The 17,979-nt window shown below is 48.9% G+C and carries 10 protein-coding genes; 3 read left to right on the top strand and 7 right to left on the bottom strand.

Features of this window, described 5'->3' with window-relative positions:
- Window positions 1–27 precede the first annotated feature (27 nt).
- The 3 genes from DW947_RS19205 to DW947_RS19215 all read left to right on the top strand — a co-directional run bounded on the left by DW947_RS19205 (window position 28) and on the right by DW947_RS19215 (window position 7,979).
- Entirely contained in the window at window positions 28–4,578 is a 4,551-nt protein-coding gene (locus DW947_RS19205) for a translocation/assembly module TamB domain-containing protein (protein WP_117866636.1), read from the top strand.
- A gap of 9 nt (window positions 4,579–4,587) precedes the next feature.
- Complete coding sequence (locus DW947_RS19210; RefSeq protein WP_117963530.1) at window positions 4,588–6,942, top strand: BamA/TamA family outer membrane protein; 2,355 nt, start codon at window positions 4,588–4,590, stop codon at window positions 6,940–6,942.
- A gap of 125 nt (window positions 6,943–7,067) precedes the next feature.
- Window positions 7,068–7,979: an NDP-sugar synthase gene (locus DW947_RS19215; RefSeq protein WP_005834919.1), complete on the top strand. Its 912-nt coding sequence runs from the start codon at window positions 7,068–7,070 to the stop codon at window positions 7,977–7,979.
- A gap of 44 nt (window positions 7,980–8,023) precedes the next feature.
- Here the strand turns inward: DW947_RS19215 and DW947_RS19220 are convergent, their stop codons facing one another.
- From DW947_RS19220 to DW947_RS19250, 7 genes are all read right to left on the bottom strand, one after another.
- Complete coding sequence (locus tag DW947_RS19220; RefSeq protein WP_016274229.1) at window positions 8,024–9,694, bottom strand: ABC transporter ATP-binding protein; 1,671 nt, start codon at window positions 9,692–9,694, stop codon at window positions 8,024–8,026.
- Window positions 9,695–9,716: 22 nt separating this feature from the next.
- Window positions 9,717–10,880 carry a nucleotidyltransferase family protein gene (locus tag DW947_RS19225; RefSeq protein WP_016274228.1) on the bottom strand — a complete coding sequence of 388 codons (1,164 nt, stop codon included), beginning with the start codon at window positions 10,878–10,880 and terminating at the stop codon, window positions 9,717–9,719.
- Window positions 10,881–10,888: 8 nt separating this feature from the next.
- On the bottom strand, window positions 10,889–11,155 hold the full coding sequence (locus tag DW947_RS19230; protein ID WP_005834925.1) for a PqqD family protein: 267 nt from the start codon (window positions 11,153–11,155) through the stop codon (window positions 10,889–10,891).
- A 12-nt stretch (window positions 11,156–11,167) separates the two neighbouring features.
- A complete protein-coding gene (locus DW947_RS19235) occupies window positions 11,168–11,608 on the bottom strand; it encodes a S24/S26 family peptidase (RefSeq protein WP_016274227.1) in 441 nt (146 codons plus the stop codon).
- A gap of 26 nt (window positions 11,609–11,634) precedes the next feature.
- A complete protein-coding gene (locus DW947_RS19240; RefSeq protein ID WP_016274226.1) occupies window positions 11,635–12,561 on the bottom strand; it encodes a hypothetical protein in 927 nt (308 codons plus the stop codon).
- A gap of 246 nt (window positions 12,562–12,807) precedes the next feature.
- Window positions 12,808–16,386 (bottom strand): fimbrillin family protein, encoded by a 3,579-nt coding sequence (locus DW947_RS19245; RefSeq protein ID WP_119958605.1) that lies wholly within the window; start codon window positions 16,384–16,386, stop codon window positions 12,808–12,810.
- 13 nt (window positions 16,387–16,399) lie between these two features.
- Complete coding sequence (locus tag DW947_RS19250) at window positions 16,400–16,615, bottom strand: hypothetical protein (protein WP_016274224.1); 216 nt, start codon at window positions 16,613–16,615, stop codon at window positions 16,400–16,402.
- Window positions 16,616–17,979: the final 1,364 nt, after the last annotated feature.

Below are 17,979 nucleotides of genomic sequence, written 5' to 3' on the forward strand. Positions count from 1 at the left end.
TAAATACGATGAAAGATTGACGTTCCGATGAGAAGAAAATGGTTGAGAACAGCACTGTGGGTGTTGCTTACTCCTATTATACTGTTTATAATATTGATGATATTGCTTTATGTGCCTCCCGTACAGAATTTGATACGGAAGCAGGCTACGGCAATTGCATCAGGTGCTACGGGTATGGACATATCCGTGGAGCGGATTGACCTTCGCTTTCCTTTGAATTTGTTGGTCCGCGGTGTATTGGTGGTACAGCCTGCCGACAGTGCTGTTGATGTGCAGCATCCCGATACCTTGCTGAATCTTGGAAGTTTGAACGTACGGGTACAGGCATGGCCTTTACTCAAAGGGAAAGTGGAGGTGGATGACATTACCTTGAAACAAGTTGCTGTCAACTCCTCCAATTTAATGGAAGGTATGTGCATCAAAGGAGTACTGGGGCATTTCTTTTTCGAAAGCCATGGCATAGACCTTACAAAAGAAGATGCCATCCTCAATAATATAGAATTGAGCGATACCCATGTGCAGGTGATGCTTGCAGATACCACTGAGACTCCCAAGGACACTACTGACACTGCGTTAAACTGGAAAGTCACACTCCATACTCTGAAGTTGAAGAACGTCTCGGTCGATTTACAGATGCCATTGGACTCCATGGGGCTGAAAGCCCATATAGGAGATGCTGAGATTGCGGACGCTGCTGCCGACTTGAAACACCAGTTCTATGGCTGGAGAAAATTCCTGCTGACTGGAACTTCTGTCAATTATGATACCGCTGGCCCGGGGAGTGCGATAGGCTTCGACCCCTCGCACATTGCTCTTCGCGACATTCGCCTGGGCATTGATTCTGTGATGTACTACGGCAGAGATATGAATGCCGTTATCCGGGAATTTTCCATGTATGAGCGTTCCGGTTTGAGCGTCACCTCCCTGACCGGGCGGTTGTTTGCCGATTCTACCGTTATCCGTATCCCTTCTTTGAAGTTGCTGACACCTCATAGTGAGATGAACCTTACGGCACAGACTTACTGGGAACTGATAAATATACCTACCACCGGCCGTCTGACAGCCCGTTTCAATGCCCGTATCGGCAAACAGGATGTACTGCTTTTTGCCGGTGGCTTGCCGGAAGCTTTCAAGGAAGCCTATCCGTTCCGTCCGTTGGTGATTCATGCCGGTACGGAAGGAAACCTGAAGCAGATGCAGATTTCCCGTTTTACGGCTGAGCTGCCCGGAGCCTTTTCGTTGAGTGGGGGAGGAGAATTCTGGAGCTTGACCGACAGTGTGAAACGCAATGGAAGCATGGACTTCGAAATGCATACGCAGAACTTGAACTTCCTGACCGGACTAGCTGACATTGCTCCCGATGGCTCCATCATTGTGCCGGACAGTATGCACCTTGCGGCACGTCTCGGTATGGAGGGGGCGCAGTGCACTGCCGCCCTGAAACTGAAGGAGAAGGAAGGCGCCTTGAATTTGGACGCCGCCTATAATCTTGCTACGGAAGCCTACCATGCCGACCTTGCCATCAACAACTTGCAGGTGCATCACTTCCTGCCCAAGGACTCTATCTATACTCTTACGGCAAAGATGTCCGCTAAGGGGCAAGGGGTGGATGTGGCATCACGAAAAACTGTGGCCGCTTTGAATGCCTCCTTGGAAAAACTACAGTATGGCCATTGGGACATTTCCGGTGTAGATGTGCATGCCGGACTCAAGTCATCCGTTGCTACCGTCCGTCTTGCCAGCGATAATGTCCTTCTCAAGATGCAGGGAAATGCGGATATGCGTCTTGACCGCAGCTATCTGGATGGCGCTTTGGATTTAAATGTGGAAGAGGTGAATCTGCATAAGCTGGGTTTGGTGCCCCGACCATTGAAACACCCGTTTGCCTTTACAATGGGAGCGGAGGCACGTCATGATTCTCTCAAGTTGAGGCTTGATGCCGGTGACTTGAATCTGCGTTTCCGCGCTCACAGCACGTTGAAGAAGTTGATGGAACAGTCGGATAAATTTGTCTCTATCCTGACAAAGCAGATTGATGAACGGCGTTTGGACCATGCCGCTTTGCGCCAAGTCCTTCCTTCAGCGGGCATGCATCTGGAAGCCGGTAACCAGAATCCCGTCAGCTATTTCCTGGCTGCAAAGGGTATTTCCTATAATGATTTCAAACTGAGCTTCGGATTTACTCCGCAAGTCGGCATCAATGGACGTACAGCTGTTCACGGATTGCGCATGGACTCCTTGCAGCTCGATACGATATTTTTTACAGTAAAGCAGGATACTGCCCGCATGAAGTTGCAAGGTGGTGTCATAAACGGTCCCAAGAACCCGCAGTTTGTGTTCCGTAGCACACTGACGGGTGAAGTCCGTAATGAAGATGCGGAACTGACTGTGGATTATGTGAATGGAAAAGGGCAGACCGGTGTTCTATTCGGTATTAATGCCCGTCCGTTGACCGAAGGACACGGTCGCGGTAATGGTGTGCTGCTGAACCTTATTCCTGCCGAGCCGATTATCGCTTTCCGTAAATTCCACTTTGCGGACAATAGTAACTGGATTTATCTGCATAAGAATATGCGCGTCTATGCCAATATTGATATGGACAGCGACGATGGTCTGTGTTTCCGTATGCAATCCGACAAGAATGATACCCTTTCCTTGCAGAATATAAACGTAGAACTGAGCCGATTGCGCTTGGATGAACTTACGGAGGTACTTCCTTATATGCCCCGGCTTACGGGATTGTTCTCCGCCGAAGCAAATTATATACAGACTGCCACTTCCCTGCAGGTGTCCGCCGAAGCCAATGTAGAGAAACTGACCTACGAACGCCAACCGGTTGGAGACATCGGCCTGGGGGCTACCTGGTTGCCGGGCGACAAGAATACGCACTATCTGAATACCTATTTTACATATGATAATGAAGAAGTGATGACCGCCGACGGTATCTTGACGCAGAAGAACGGAAAGGATACCCTGGAAGTGTCCACCCGTTTCGAGCATTTTCCATTGAAGATGGCCAATGCATTCATCCCTGACCAAACGGTGGCCTTTACCGGAGATATTGATGGAGGGCTTTATATTTATGGTTCGCTGGACAAGCCTCAAATGCATGGTGATATTGTTTTGGACAGTGTGTCTGTCTATGCACGCCAGGCGGGAGCACGTTACTGGTTCGACAACCGTCCGGTACAGATAAAGGACAATCAGTTGATATTTGATAAGTTTGCCATTTATACCACCAGCAAGAATCCGTTTACGATTGACGGTAAGGTTGATTTCCGGAATATGGAGCGTCCTACTGCCAACCTCAATCTGCTGGCAGAGAACTATACGTTGCTGGATGCACCGCGTACTCGCGAAAGTCTGGTGTATGGAAAGGTGTTCGTCGACTTGCATGCCACGGTGAAGGGGCCGCTTGACGGGCTCACGATGCGTGGAAACATGAATTTGCTGGGCAATACCAACGTAACCTACGTGTTGACCGATTCCCCTTTAACGGTGGAAGACCGTCTCAGTGGGCTGGTTACCTTTACCTCGTTCACCGATACGACGTCGGTAAAAGCAGATGAGGTTCCTGCCATGTCTTTGGGAGGATTGGAAATGTATATGTCCGTCCATATTGACGATGCTGTCCGTCTTCGTGCCGACTTGAGTCCCGACCGTAGCAAATACATCGAACTGGAAGGTGGCGGTGATTTGAATATGCAGTATACTCCCCAAGGGGATATGAGCCTTACCGGACGCTATACCCTTTCGGGTGGCGTCATGAAATATTCGCTGCCTATCATCCCGTTGAAGGAGTTCCAGTTCAATCCCGGCAGTTATGTGGATTGGCGGGGGAATATTATGAATCCTACGCTGAGCCTGAAGGCTACGGAACGTATGCGTGCTTCTGTGGCCGATGGTGACGGGGACGGTTCGCGCATGGTGAACTTCGATGTTTCCATTTCCATCAAGAACAGGCTTGACGCTCCCGATTTGATATTCGATATTTCGGCGCCCGAAGATGCCGCAGTAGAGAATGAGCTGCAGGCAATGGGTGCAGAAGAGCGTAGCAAGCAGGCCATTGCCATGCTTGCCACGGGTATTTACCTGAACAGTGGTGCCAAAGGAGGAGGTTTGTCAATGGGAGCCGCCTTGAACTCAGTACTTCAGAGCCAGATAAACTCCTTGGCGGGAGGTATAAAAGGGGCCAATATCAGTGTAGGTGTGGAAGACCGTACCTCTGCTGAAACGGGTGACACGCAGAAAGACTTCAGTTTTCGTTATTCCCAGCGTTTCTTCAACGACCGCGTACAGATAGTCATCGGTGGAAAAGTGTCCACCGGGGCCAATGCCACGAACGATGCGGAATCATTCATTGACAATATATCGCTGGAATACCGTCTTGATGCGTCGGGTACTCGATATGTCCGTGTATTCCATAATAAAAACTACGAAAGCATACTCGACGGTGAGATAACCGAAACGGGTGTCGGCCTTGTGCTGCGCCGGAAGATGGACCGATTGAGTGAACTCTTCATCTTCAGGAAGAAAAAGATAAAACCGGAGGCTGAAAATAGCGATATGAAAAAGTAGGAATGTGATATGAAACGACTGATATTATATATTGCAGGATTGATATTTCTGGCAGGTTGCTCCACCACGAAGCACTTGCCCGAGGGGGAGATACTCTATACCGGCCAAAAGCCGATGATTGTATTGAACCGCAGTGAAACGTCTGTTGGTGAGATTGCTATGGAAGAGGTGGAAGCCGCCCTTGCTACGGCACCGAACAATTCGTTGCTGGGAAGCTCTACTATCCGCTATCCCTTTCCTTTCGGACTGTGGATTTACAATGGTTTCCAGAAGTATGAGAAGGGATTCGGAAAGTGGATATTCAATAAATTTGCCGCCACTCCGGTGCTTATGTCTACGGTGAATCCCGATATACGCCAGAAGGCGGCGGTTAACTTGTTGCGCGATTATGGCTATTTCAACGGAAGCGTCAGCTACAAGACATTTATCGACCCGAAGGACTCGCTGAAGGCAAAGTCGCAATATACGGTGAACATGCGTAACCCCTACTTTATAGATACGGTATATTATCGTGGTTTCAGCGAGCGTACCACTCGCATTATGGAGCTGGGACGCCGACGTTCCCTTATCAGTTCGGGAGAACAATTCAATGTGGCTGATTTGGATGGGGAGCGTACCCGTATCAGTACCCTGCTGCGTAATGTGGGCTGTTATTATTTCCGTCCCGACTACCTGACCTATCAGGCCGATACCATGATGGTTCCCAATGGGCATGTCCAGATGCGCTTGATTCCCGTTCCCGGTATGCCAAAGGTAGCCGAGAAGCAGTTCCGTGTGGGGCGTAAATCCGTCTATCTTCTTGGAAAGCAGGGGCAGGAACCCAATGACAGCATGGATTACAAAGGCTTGACCATACATTACTACAACAAACCACCGGTACGTCCCAACATGCTTTACCGTTGGTTGAACTATCAAGGTTATCGGCGGAAACGTCAGATACAGGACAGCGCAGGTATTGCCCGCCAGCGTTCTATGCAGAGTTTGTATAGTTTGTACCGTCAGACCCGTATTCAGGAGCGTCTGGCAAGCGTCGGTATTTTCCGTTATGCGGAGATGCAGTATATACCGCGTGATACGGCGTTTGTGTCTGATACATTGGATGTGAGGGTCATTGCCGCGCTCGATAAACCCTACGATGCGGAGTTGGATTTTAATGTCACCATGAAGAGCAATAACCAGACGGGACCGGGTGCCGCTTTTACGGTGACGAAGAACAATGTCTTCGGTGGCGGTGAAAGCTGGAATGTGAAGTTGAACGGTTCGTACGAATGGCAGACGGGCAAGGCAAGTTCTTCCTTGATGAACAGTTATGAACTGGGTATCTCCACTTCGCTTATCTTTCCGCGCGTGGTGTTTCCTAGGATGGGCGACCGTGAGTATGACTTCCCGGCTACAACGACTTTCCGTTTATATGCCGACCAGATGAACCGTGCCAAGTATTATAAGCTGTTGGCTTTTGGCGGTAATGTCACTTATGACTTCCAGCCCAAATCGACTTCCAGGCACAGTATAACTCCTTTCCGGTTGACATTCAATGTACTGCGCAATCCTACTGCCGCTTTCGATACGTTGCGTGCCGAGAATCCGGCACTCTACGTTAGTTTGCGCGACCAGTTCATTCCTGCCATGGAGTACACCTATACTTATGACAACGCTTCCGTGCGCGGCAAGCGTAACCCCATCTGGTGGCAGACCACCGTTGCGTCGGCCGGTAACCTGACTTCTGCCGTCTACCGTATTTTCGGCAAGCCGTTCAGTGAGGAAGGAAAGAAGCTTTTCGGGGTACCTTTTGCACAGTTCCTGAAGCTGAACTCGGAATTCAGGTACCATTACCGGATAGACAAGAATCAGATGATAGCCTCGCGTATTGCCGGAGGGGTGATATGGTCGTATGGCAACGCTACGACCGCACCTTATACGGAACAGTTCTATATCGGCGGTGCCAACAGTGTGCGCGCCTTTTCTGCACGCAGTATAGGTCCGGGCGGCTATCCTCCCGAGACGGATAGGAAATATACCTATATCAACCACGTGGGTGATATTCGCATAGAAGCCAATATCGAGTATCGCTTCCGTATGATTGCCGACTTGCATGGAGCGGTGTTTCTGGATGCCGGCAATGTATGGCTGATGCGTAAGGACGAAAATCGCCCGAACGGTGAGTTCACCTTGAAGAATTTCCCGAAACAGATTGCTTTGGGTACGGGATTCGGCTTACGCTATGACCTGGACTTCCTTGTTTTCCGTCTGGATTTGGGTATCGGGCTTCACGACCCGTATGATACCGGAAAGTCGGGATATTACAATATTCCTAAGTTCAAGGATAGTATGGCACTGCATTTTGCCATCGGTTATCCGTTCTAAATGTACGTTTTTGAACGGATAGTGGTAAAGAATGAACTAAAACTCCCTTCTGTCAGCCATAAATTTTTGTACATTTGCAACCGTTATCAACTGTGATACACTAACCTTTTTAAATAATAACTAATATGAAACCAACTTTATTCTTATTGGCAGCCGGTATGGGCAGCCGTTATGGTGGCTTGAAACAATTGGACGGATTGGGACCGAATGGCGAAACTATCATGGATTATTCTATTTACGATGCCATCAATGCCGGTTTTGGCAAGCTCGTTTTCGTAATCCGTAAAGATTTTGAACAGGACTTCCGCGACAAGATTATTTCCAAATACGAAGGCCATATTCCCTGCGAACTGGTATTCCAGTCCATAGATGACCTTCCTGAAGGCTTCACCTGCCCCGAAGGCCGTACCAAACCTTGGGGAACCAACCATGCTGTAATGATGGGTGCCGATGTAATAAAGGAACCGTTTGCTGTTATCAATTGCGACGATTTCTACGGTCGTGACTCCTTCCAGGTAATGGGCAAATTCCTTGCAGCCCTTCCCGAAGGCTCCAAAAACGTATATTCCATGGTAGGCTTCCGCATCGGCAATACGTTGAGCGAGAGCGGTACCGTATCCCGTGGATTGTGTGGAACGGATGCGAACAACCTGCTGACTTCCGTAGTGGAACGTACCAAGATTCAGCGCATGGACGGTGAGGTGAAGTACATCGACGATAACGGTGAATGGACTGCCACTCCCGAGACGACTCCGGTCAGCATGAACTTCTGGGGTTTCACTCCCGATTATTTTGCTTACAGTGCAGAGTTTTTCAAGAGTTTCTTGAGCGACCCGAAGAATATGGAGAACCTGAAAAGCGAATTCTTCATCCCGCTGATGGTGGATAAGCTGATTAACGATGGCACTGCTACCTGCGAAGTGCTTGATACAACCAGCAAGTGGTTCGGTGTGACTTATCCCGAAGACCGTCAGAGTGTAGTCGACAAGATTCAGGCTTTGGTGGATGCGGGCGAGTATCCTGCGAAGCTGTTCTGAGTTTGTTAACCAAAGGCAGATACCCGTTGGGGCTTATTCTCTGATTATAATCGGACAATAGATTCGCATGCCTCCGCTACTGCCGGATGGTGGGTGACGAAGATACATGTTTTGCCTGCGCAGTCTCTGCGCAGGTTTTTTATTAACAGCCGTTCCGTGTCGGGGTCGAGGGCAGAAGTGGCTTCATCTAAAAGAAGAATGTTTCCGGGGCGTAGCAGAGCGCGGGCAATGGCGATGCGTTGGGCTTGTCCTTCACTGAGTCCACCACCTCGTTCGCTGAGTGGGGAGTCTACGCCGTCGGGAAGGTGGAAGACGAAGTCGGCGGTGGCGGTTTGCAGGGCTTGATATATGGCTTCTTGAGAAGCTTGTGGGTTTCCCATCAGCAGGTTGTCACGGATAGTTCCGCTGAAAAGGGTATTGCCTTGCGGGACATATACGAAGTTCTTGCGGGTTTGCGGAGAGACGGTATGATTGGTTTCAAGTGGATGTTTGGCGGGTATCAAGAGTATCTGTCCCTCTTGTGGCGTTGCCAGTGCCAACAATAGCCGGATGAGCGTTGTCTTTCCTTTTCCTGTTTCTCCGACTATAGCTATGCAGCTACCGGCGGGGAAACGGCAGGAGAAGCGGCTGAATACCGGACGGTCATCGGGAGTGTAGCGAAAAGTCACGTCTTTCAGTTCCAGTTCCGGGGTAGAGGCGAGGAATATGCTGTCACCATCCGCTTCTGCCGGCAGTCTTTCCAATTCCAATAGCCGGTCTATGGCGGTAAGGGCATTGACTACGGAAGGTATCAGGCGTGAGAGGTCGAACACGGGACGCTGGACTTTTCCTACCAATTGCAAAAAGGCGGTCATCGTTCCGAAGGTGATACAGCCTGCGCTGAGGTGAACGGCTCCCCAAAGAAAAGCCGTGAGGTATCCGCCGGAAAAGGCAAGGGCCACTAACATGTGGGCAGAAAGCGAGAAACGGGTACGTCCCATGACTTGGCTGTGGAGCATGTCTTGCAAGTCATCGAGTTTGTCCAGATGCCGTTCGCCTTGTTCCAATGTTTTAATCACTATGCGATGTTGCAGGCTCTCTTGTATGACGGACTGGATGCGACCGTCACTGTTCCGAATATCATGTGTATAGCGTTTCATTCGTCGCATATAGAAACGGCTGCCTGATAGAAAGACGGGCAGGATGGCAACAATCAGCCATGGCAGTGAAGGGTCTAAAAAGTAGAAGAATAGAAAGGCTGCCAGCAGTTGTATACTCGTGACGATGAATGCCGGGACAGAAGAGGTGAGCAATGTGACGATGGCGGTGGTGTCTTGTTCTACCCGGTTCACTACGTCTCCGGTATGGAAACGCTCCAATTCGTTCCAGCGGCTTTGCAGTAAGCGCGAGAAGAGGCGGTGGCGAAGGGCGTTGCCCGTCTCTATCTGCATACGGGTACTTATCCAAGTGTCAGCAGCTCCGCACAGTAATTGGGCAGTCAGCAGGACAACGGTGAGAACGGCGATATGCGTCAGGTTGTCGTCTGTTATTCCGGTAGCGGTGTCTATCACCCGTTTGGTTGCATAGATAAAGGCTAGGGCAAAGGCCACGCCCAGAATGCCGGTGAGGCAACTTAGCAGGATACGTCCGCGTTGTTCGGCAGATACCTCTCGAATATACCTAAGTTTTTCACGTCTGTCCTTTTTCACTTTTTTGTCCTTCTGTTGCTTTTTCATTCCTTTTATTTTCCGGGTTCTTTTATTTCTTTGTCCTTGCTTTCTTGTCTTTTACTCCTTTTGATCGGTTTATTTGTATAGCTATCGTTCCCCCTATCAGAGTCACGGGATACCAGAGTGCTTCGTACGGTGCAAATTGACGCAGTTCGTTGCAGCGTCGGGTGGCGCGGCAGAAGGTGTACCACTTTCCTGCCCAATATCCTTTGGGGCGTGGCTTGATGCGGTTATCATGTTGCCCGAAGTTACCGGTAGACAGGATGTCTTCCAATAATTGTTCTCCTATCTGCTTGGTGCCTTCCAAGGGGAAAGGAAGCCGGTTAGCGGGCAATCCCAGTCGGGTGACGGCAATGTAGCCGAATGCTTGTGCGGCATGCAATAGTCCGAGGTCCTGCAACTGGCGAAGCAGGGTGGTGGCATCTATTTCTTTGTGGCGATTGGCAAGCAGACAAGTCCAGTCGCATAGCTGGCGCAGGCCGATTCCGCTGTTCAGGAAATGTACAAAGGCATGCAGGAAGATATAAAGTGCATTGAAGGTGGCCGGAGGTATGGCGATACTGACGGCCTTCGAGTCCTCTTTCCCGGTTTCGGAGAATAGGGCATAGTCTGTTTCCTGCGGGTACCATTTTCTGATAATCTGCTGAAAGTACCGGTTGGCAAGCGGACTGTTCAGCCGGAGGATGATGCGGTGGTTCTCGATGTGTACTCCTTTCAAACTGTAGCTAGCATGCTTGTCGGACGCTTCTCCCTCGACTATGGCGCCTTGTTGCAGCAGGAGGCGGTTGGCTATGGGTTGCCCTTGTTTTCCTAAATAGATGTCGATGTCTCCGCATTGCCGGTGCAAGGGAGTGCGGTAGTTGGTGCCGATGCCTTGCCCTTTCAGCAGTACGGGATGCAGCCCGGCTTCCCGGTAAAGGGTATTGAGTTCGGGCAGAAGCTGGTTGAGGCGTTTGTTGGCTTGTTCTATCTGTGCAGTCCGGGCAGCCCATTTCAGATAGAGGACGCGTGGAGGGCGCAGTTCGGCCGGCAGACTGCTTATGCCGTCAAAAGTCAGTGCAAGCAGGGCTTGTGAGTTTGCCATGCGGTACACGGTTTCCCAGTCGTCCGGCGAGACCGACCGGAAGAGTTGTCGGTCTGCCGGAGTGCCCCACAGGCCGGAGCGTACCAATGAAAAGAAAGCGTGTTGCATATCCGTCCTTATTCTATGATTCCTTCGCGGTCGAGGGAGTCGATAAACTTCTGCGCATCGCGACGGGCCGATTCGTTATCTACATCATAGCGGCTGGTCAGGGCTTCTGTCACGCTGTCTGTATCGAACTCTTTGTTTTCTATCTCTTGCCAAAGCATGGCGGAAGTTTGGTTCAGGCTGATGACTTTGCTGAAGTCCACGTTCGACGAGCCGTCTTGCATGATGATGTAGTCATCGCCTATCCGGTGCAGGATAAATCCTTGTTTGATTTTCATGGTTATTTTGTTTTATATTCTTCTGAACAGGGCGAGCAGCCAGCGGCGAGCGGGGTTTAGCTTCATCCACCAGTAGGAGTAGAGCTTCCAGACTTTGCCGTCGGCGGTGTACCGTTTGTCTTTTCGCATGGCTTCGGTCATGACGCCCATTACCCGTCCGATGTCGGTTTCTTCGGTCTGGGCGAGGTTGCCGTCGCCTTGCAGGATGAGTATGTCTCCGTTCCGACGGATGATGCGGTGAAAGACGATGCGTTCCGTCAGGTCGCGTGCCAGTACGGTGACGCCCGGTTGCAGCTGTTCTGTGGTGAAATCGCCCAGTGTCACCCGGTCACGGCGGTCCACTAAGAAAGGATTCATGCTGTTGCCCCGCACGGTGATGGTTACTGTATGTCCCTCTTTGATGAGACGCGCCACTTCGGGAAGCAATATCTCGTTGGGAATGCTTTTCTTCATCGGCTGTTCAGTTCATCATTCATAACTTATCCTTCTACCGTCTTTCTGCAAAGTTCCGTCGCTTCACGGTCGGGCAGGCATTTCAGATGATAGACGGGTGCCAGCGTGGCAAGTTCCGTCACAGTGGCGACAATGGCGTTATAGATTTCCTTGTTCTGCTTCAGGCAAGAGCAGGAGGGGAGGAGGGTGGCGAAAGCATGTGCTGCTCTCTCTTGCTCTATTTCATTCTGCGGTGCTTGTTCCAAGCGGACGAAGGCGCCTACGGTCATGGATTCTTTCCGATAGCAAGGTGTCTTTCCGCTCCACGGAGAACCGAAAACAGTGGCTTGCTTGCCGAGGCTGTCCACATGTACTATCGGATTGTCATCGTTCAGTAGATGGCAGTCCGAGAACTGTTGCAGCCAGAGCCCGGTGTGCGTACTTTTGCCCGTGCCGCTTTTCCCTAAGAAGAGGTAGCCTTTGCCTGTTTCAGTAGCGACAACCGAGGCATGCATCAGCAGTGTATGGTGGCGGGCGGCATTGAAGGCATAGAGCATCATCAAGAAGTTGTTCAGTACGAAGTTCGTTTCGTTTTCCGGAGCCGGTGTTTCTGTCCTGCAGGCCGGTAGGTGGATGAAGCATTGCCTGAAGTTATCGTTGCACTCCATCCAATAGTTTTTCCCGCTTTTCCGTGGGGTGATGGATACAAGGTGTGAGCTGTGGGGCAAAGGGCGAATGATGCAATCGGCATCTTCCCAGTTGAAACATATATCATCGGGAGTTTTCGCTATGGTTCGTTTTGTCGTTGTTTCGTCATCGTCTATCTCTGTTTCAAAGATTACTTTTTGCGTCGTGTCTATTGTCGTGATGAACGGAATCAGTGAAGGCAGCGCCTTGAATATATTGAAGTCGGAAGGTTTCACCATGCGAAAGGTGTGCGGTCCTACTTGATAATCCAATATCTGTATTCTCATATGTTTTGATTGTTAGTTGTTATTCATGATACTTTGGGCTACTCAGAAAAATAATGAATGTTTGTGTGAATGAGGAAGATTTGAGAGATTTTTCAACTGTCTTGTTGTCATTCTTTAGACGCGGAGGACGCAGATCTATAAAAGAAAATCCGCTGTCCGCCGCATCTAAAAGATAGTAATAAGGCGATTCCGATATCTCTTCGTTTGGTTTGCGAGGATATATTGCTTCCTTTCTTAGAATTTGGCTTATCGGTTCTCCTGACTTGTTTGGCCAACAATATATTCTTTCCTCCCATCACCGACTTTGTGGGCTGCTGTATATACACTGCCGTCACGGGTAACCTCGTAGCCTGTTACCAAATAGGACTCATTGTCGTCCATATTCGGATTTGCCGGGTTGAAATTGATGAACGTTCCACCGGACACCTGGATGCTGGCAGTGTTCTTGTCTGTATTCTTTAAGTTCAGTACCCAGTATCTGCCATCCGTGTCGTTGTTGGGTGTACCATATTTGCCGGATTCAAATGTTCCTCCATAGATATTGATTTTCCCATTCTCTCTTGCATAAATCAGGTCTATCTGGGTGTTCAGTTTCTGGGTGTTATAGTAAGAACCGCCATGAATATTTACTGTCCCGTATCCTCGGGCTTCAATTACCATGCGATAACCATCGTCTTTCGCTGTAGCAGATGCATCGCACTTCACATTGCCGTTGCCTGAAATGTTTAGTGTTCCGTTCTGTACAGTAAAGATTTGTGTGAAAGGAGTGGCATCAGCTGTTTCTGAGGAATTGATGATGTCGTGGCCATTCAGGTTTAAGTTTGCCGTTGCGTTTGCAGCATTCAATATGTAGCCTGTGGCAAGCTCCGTCTTGGCGATGTTGATATTTGAGAGAAGTTTTATATCCACAGTTGCGTTGGTTGCCATGTACTTCAGTACGCTTGGGTCGGAGAATGTACCTCCGGAAACAGAGATGATACTTTGGGCATTTTCGGTTCCCACGGATGTATCTACCTTTAAGTCACCGTTGAAAGTACCGCTTGTGATATTCAGCTTCATAAGTTCGGTATTTCCTGCACTCTTGGAAATTTCCACTTTTCCATTGATGACGCTCGTACCGCTTACCGTAACCGTGACTCCAGCAGTGTACTTTGCATAGCCGCATACGTCGAATGCAAATTGATTCGCATTGCTTCCTGCGTTGATAGTGGTATTGTTGATGCTTATGTTGCCACAATTGTTGCTTACTACGTATTGGGCATTTGTGTCTTCTACTGTCATATTATCTAATGTCAGGTTGCAGTAGTTCTGAATCATGATTTTGTTGTTGTCACTCTTCAGCGTTCCGTTCTTGAAAGTAACGTTTGAACCTTCGAGTAATTGACAGCTGTTCGTTTCGGTGCCGGTGGAACCTACGGTCGGGTCAGCAAGTGTAAGAATCTTGCCGCCTAAGTCCATCGTCAAGGTTTGTCCGCTTGTGGTCTTGAATCCCGGGCAGGTCTTGTCGGCGGTCAACTTTATGTTCACATTTGCATTTGCCTTCATGTACTTCAGCGCGCTTGGGTCGGAGAATGTACCGCCGGTAACGTTGATGACCGGTGTATAAGTGGTGCCTTCTGTGATGAGTGACTTTGCTTCGGCAATCAGTGTACCGCCTTTGATGTTTACTGTGGCAATGCCATATGCTCCACTTACGTTGATGGCGGCGCAGTCCAGTCCTCCGGTACCGTCGCCCCAGTTGCCGGTGCTACCTGTGCCTTTACTGGTAATCAAGGCTGTACCTTCCACATTCAGAGTGCCTCGTTGGATGCATACACCTCCTGCGGCACCATAAACCTTGCCGCCACTGATGGTCGTTGTGCCGGATTGGGGCAGATAGACTGCATAGTCAGCAGTAGAAATGAGTTCTCCGTCTGTGATGTTGATGATGGAGTTCTGCGTCTTGTAATTGCCGTTGCCTGCCACTGCAAACCATCCGGCTTCTATCTTGCCGCCTGTCATGGTGAAGTCTCCACCGTCCGTCACTCCGACGCCATATTGGCCGTTACTGTCCGGAGTCTCTCTGACTGCACTGATGTTGCCGCTTTCCATGGTCATGGAGGCATCTTCACCGGCTATTTCAATCAGACTGCCATTATAAGAAGCCGCTGTATAATCCTGGCTGGCAACTATCTTGCCTTTCTTCTCGGTAGAGCTGTCCTTCAGTGTCATCTTGCCCAAGACGATGATTTTGCCTGTTGCGCTGTTGTCGGCAGTCAGTGTATATCCGTTCAAGTCAAGAACCACGGACTTTCCGGCGGGTACACTGACGCTTTGCCCTGTGATGTCGGCATCGGCGGACAATTTAAAATCTTCGCCGTTGGCGAAAGCGGTCTTTAGGACTGCCACGTCGGATTGAACTACAAATTTGCTGTCGATTGTTGCCGGAAGTGATGCTTTAGTTCCTTTTATTATATAGATTGTGGTATCGCCGGCATCGTGTACCAATTGTTCTACCTTTCCATATATCTTCAAGTTACCGCCTTTTACGGTCAGCTTCTTTACGGTGACGCCTGCATTGATAATCAATGTCTGCTGGGCGGTAGTGGCAGTCACTTCATTGTAAGTGGCTTTATTGCCTACTGCTGCCAATGTAACGGTGGTGCTTGGCATGGTGATGGCTACAGAAGGAGCTTCTTGCTCTGCTGTGGTTTCCGGCACAGCCAAGGATACACTGTTGGTGGCAGTGGCGGCGGGAGTACTTACGCTGGTATTGGTCTTGTCGGTCAGCTTTAACGGGGCAGAAGTGCTGGTTGTCGGGGCTGTATTGAACGCCAGGTTGATGTCCGAGTTCTGTAAAACCGGGATGGCGATGCCGTCGTTGCTGCCAGAAGTGGTATTGAAGCTGCCGCTGACTGCAATGTCGGTTACGGTTGCTGCTGTCGGTGCTTCTTGTGGGAGATTTTTTGAATCAGCTAAAGCTGTACTAAGCGTACTGGGGGTTGTAGCCTCTACCACAACGCAATCCAAAGGAGGTACTACCAATATGTCTCTTCTCCCTAAGATTTTGTCATTAAGCGTCTTGGTAAAATATACCTTGTCGCTTCCATTCGTCAGTTGGGCAGTGATGGAACTATAAGTACCTGTGGGCAAAGGAATGTAGAAGTTGCGAGACTTTATATCAGCTGAAGCAGTGAAGGAGGCAGTGATTTCCTTGCTTCCATTGCTTGCTACCGTCAGTATCGGGTCTGCTGCGGTTAAGTCTACCGTACAAGTACCTGCAATGTTATTGGAGGCAATAATCTTGAAAGTAGTGGCCTCTGCCGGAATCTTGTTGACGGTCAGTTTTATCATGGCTGCCATGTGCTTGAAGGACAGAGCGCTCAGATTGTCGGGATTTGTCACCTTGGCATACATCGGGCCATTGCTGCTGCCGTTATAATTTGTAAGCGTGGCAGGTAGAGTCATGGTCAATGTATTGCCGCTTACGCTCATGTTTTGTTGGTAAGGATAGATGGAGAATACAGCCGTTTCTCCGCTTGGCTTGCTGCCGTTGAAAGTGGCGGAAGTTTGACCAGCACCGCTTGCATATTCTAATTTTGTATTGCTATAATTACTTTCTGCATTACTACAGAACAACCCTAGGGCATCGGTATCTTGCCATAGAATCTTGTATTTATCGTTTACGGTAGTACGGGTGTCGGTACCTGCGCCTTCAAACGTTGCGTTAACGGTGATGTTTCCTTTCCACCCGCTGTTTTCAAATTCCTCTTGGCTGCAACTGAATGCGGTCAAGGCAGCAGTTGCCATGCAGGCAACTTGCATAAGGTTTCTTAATTTCATCATAATGAAGTCCCCCTTAGTTTTCTACGGTTAAGATGTCATTGATTAGGTCTTCCAAGTCGCTGCTGGATGCCGAATTGTAGCTATGGGTAGAGGTGCTGCCCGAATAGGAGCGCGTAATGGGATGGTAAGGTTCGCCGCTTGTTGCAATGACTCCTTCATTCTCCATTTTGATAACTTCGATAGACGGAGTGATGTATGCTTCTCTACCGTCTGGTGTGTTCTGTTTCATATACACAAATTATTTAAAGGTTAAACAATAAAAAAAACGTGAGTAACTATGTTTGTATATCCTTTATTCAGGCCTTCGCATTGCCCTACAGATGAATATACAACAGTCACCCACGTCGTTTGTGTATATACCATCCCCCTGATGGGAGAAAACCATATAAACATAGACGTGAGCATCCTTGTTGTTATCTTCATCTGTAATTTTCAAAGTTGCGAAGTTTGAATAAAGAAGATAATTTCAATAATGCTCTTACTAATATGTAAATAAACCCACTACGCTATAGCGGATTTGTGACAAAGATAATTGTTTTTTGTTTAAGTGTATCTATGTTTCTCTATTTTTTTTGGGGAAAGGCTCACGTCTCTTTCATTTATAGGAGTTAGGAGAGTTATCACTTCTAACTCCCGATAACTCCTTCAAATATTTAGTAACTGTCTGCATTGTCTTTGAGGATGTTTTTCTGAGGAGCATAGCGGCTATGTGGCGAATAAAGAGAGGAAGACAGACCGAAAAGAAGCTGAATAAAATCTTTTTAAGCAAAATTAAAACAGAGATTTGATATACTTTAAACAGAACACCCTGCAAACTCCGGCTTACTCTGTCCGGCAGTTTGCAGGGTGTCTGCTTGGTTTTCTCGCGTGTACGTAGCTCCTTACGCCACGAACGGAAGTCGATGCCATAGCAATTTTTCATAATAAGACTTTCCATATTTTTGCAAATGTCCGTACTGCCTTTGGCTGAAACAATTTATATAAGTAATTGAAGTTTCGTAAGTGAGTATGCCTGCTGATAAATGGGAATTTATCGCACAGAGCGCGAAGCCTGCTCTCATAACCTATGGAGAGCACGAGTGAAAGCTTGTGGATTTTTATCTAAAACATAGGTATTCCTTTGCTCTTCTCCCTTTGTTTGTCTGCTGTGGCATAGGGAATTTATGACGCCTAACGGCCATGAACAACCCTGCTTTCGGCCATAAAGCGATCGCTTGACGACCGTAAGCAGGGTTGTTCATGGCCGTTAGGCGTCACTAACTCCAGAGCTATTGCGGATGAAGTACGTAGCCCGAACCTATTGCGCACAAGGCGCAAACGTATTATACAACGGTGTAAAAGACATTAGAGTGCATTATTCATAGTCGGCCTTTGACTCCCGATAACTCCTACTATGCCCCTACAGTCCAACTCCATATCTGTTGACTTCACAGTAAGGACAAGCCCGAAAATGCAGGAAAACCGAACCTGCCGATTCATGTAATCTGCATGCAGTATTATGGTAGGGGATAGCAGCTTACTGCAAAACTCAGGCGTTTCAGGCAGGTGGAAGCAAATTTTGCTTCCACCTTTTCAGGTTGCTTCCACCGCAGG

The organism is Bacteroides sp. AM44-19 (assembly GCF_003603395.1).
Classification (GTDB): domain Bacteria; phylum Bacteroidota; class Bacteroidia; order Bacteroidales; family Bacteroidaceae; genus Bacteroides; species Bacteroides uniformis.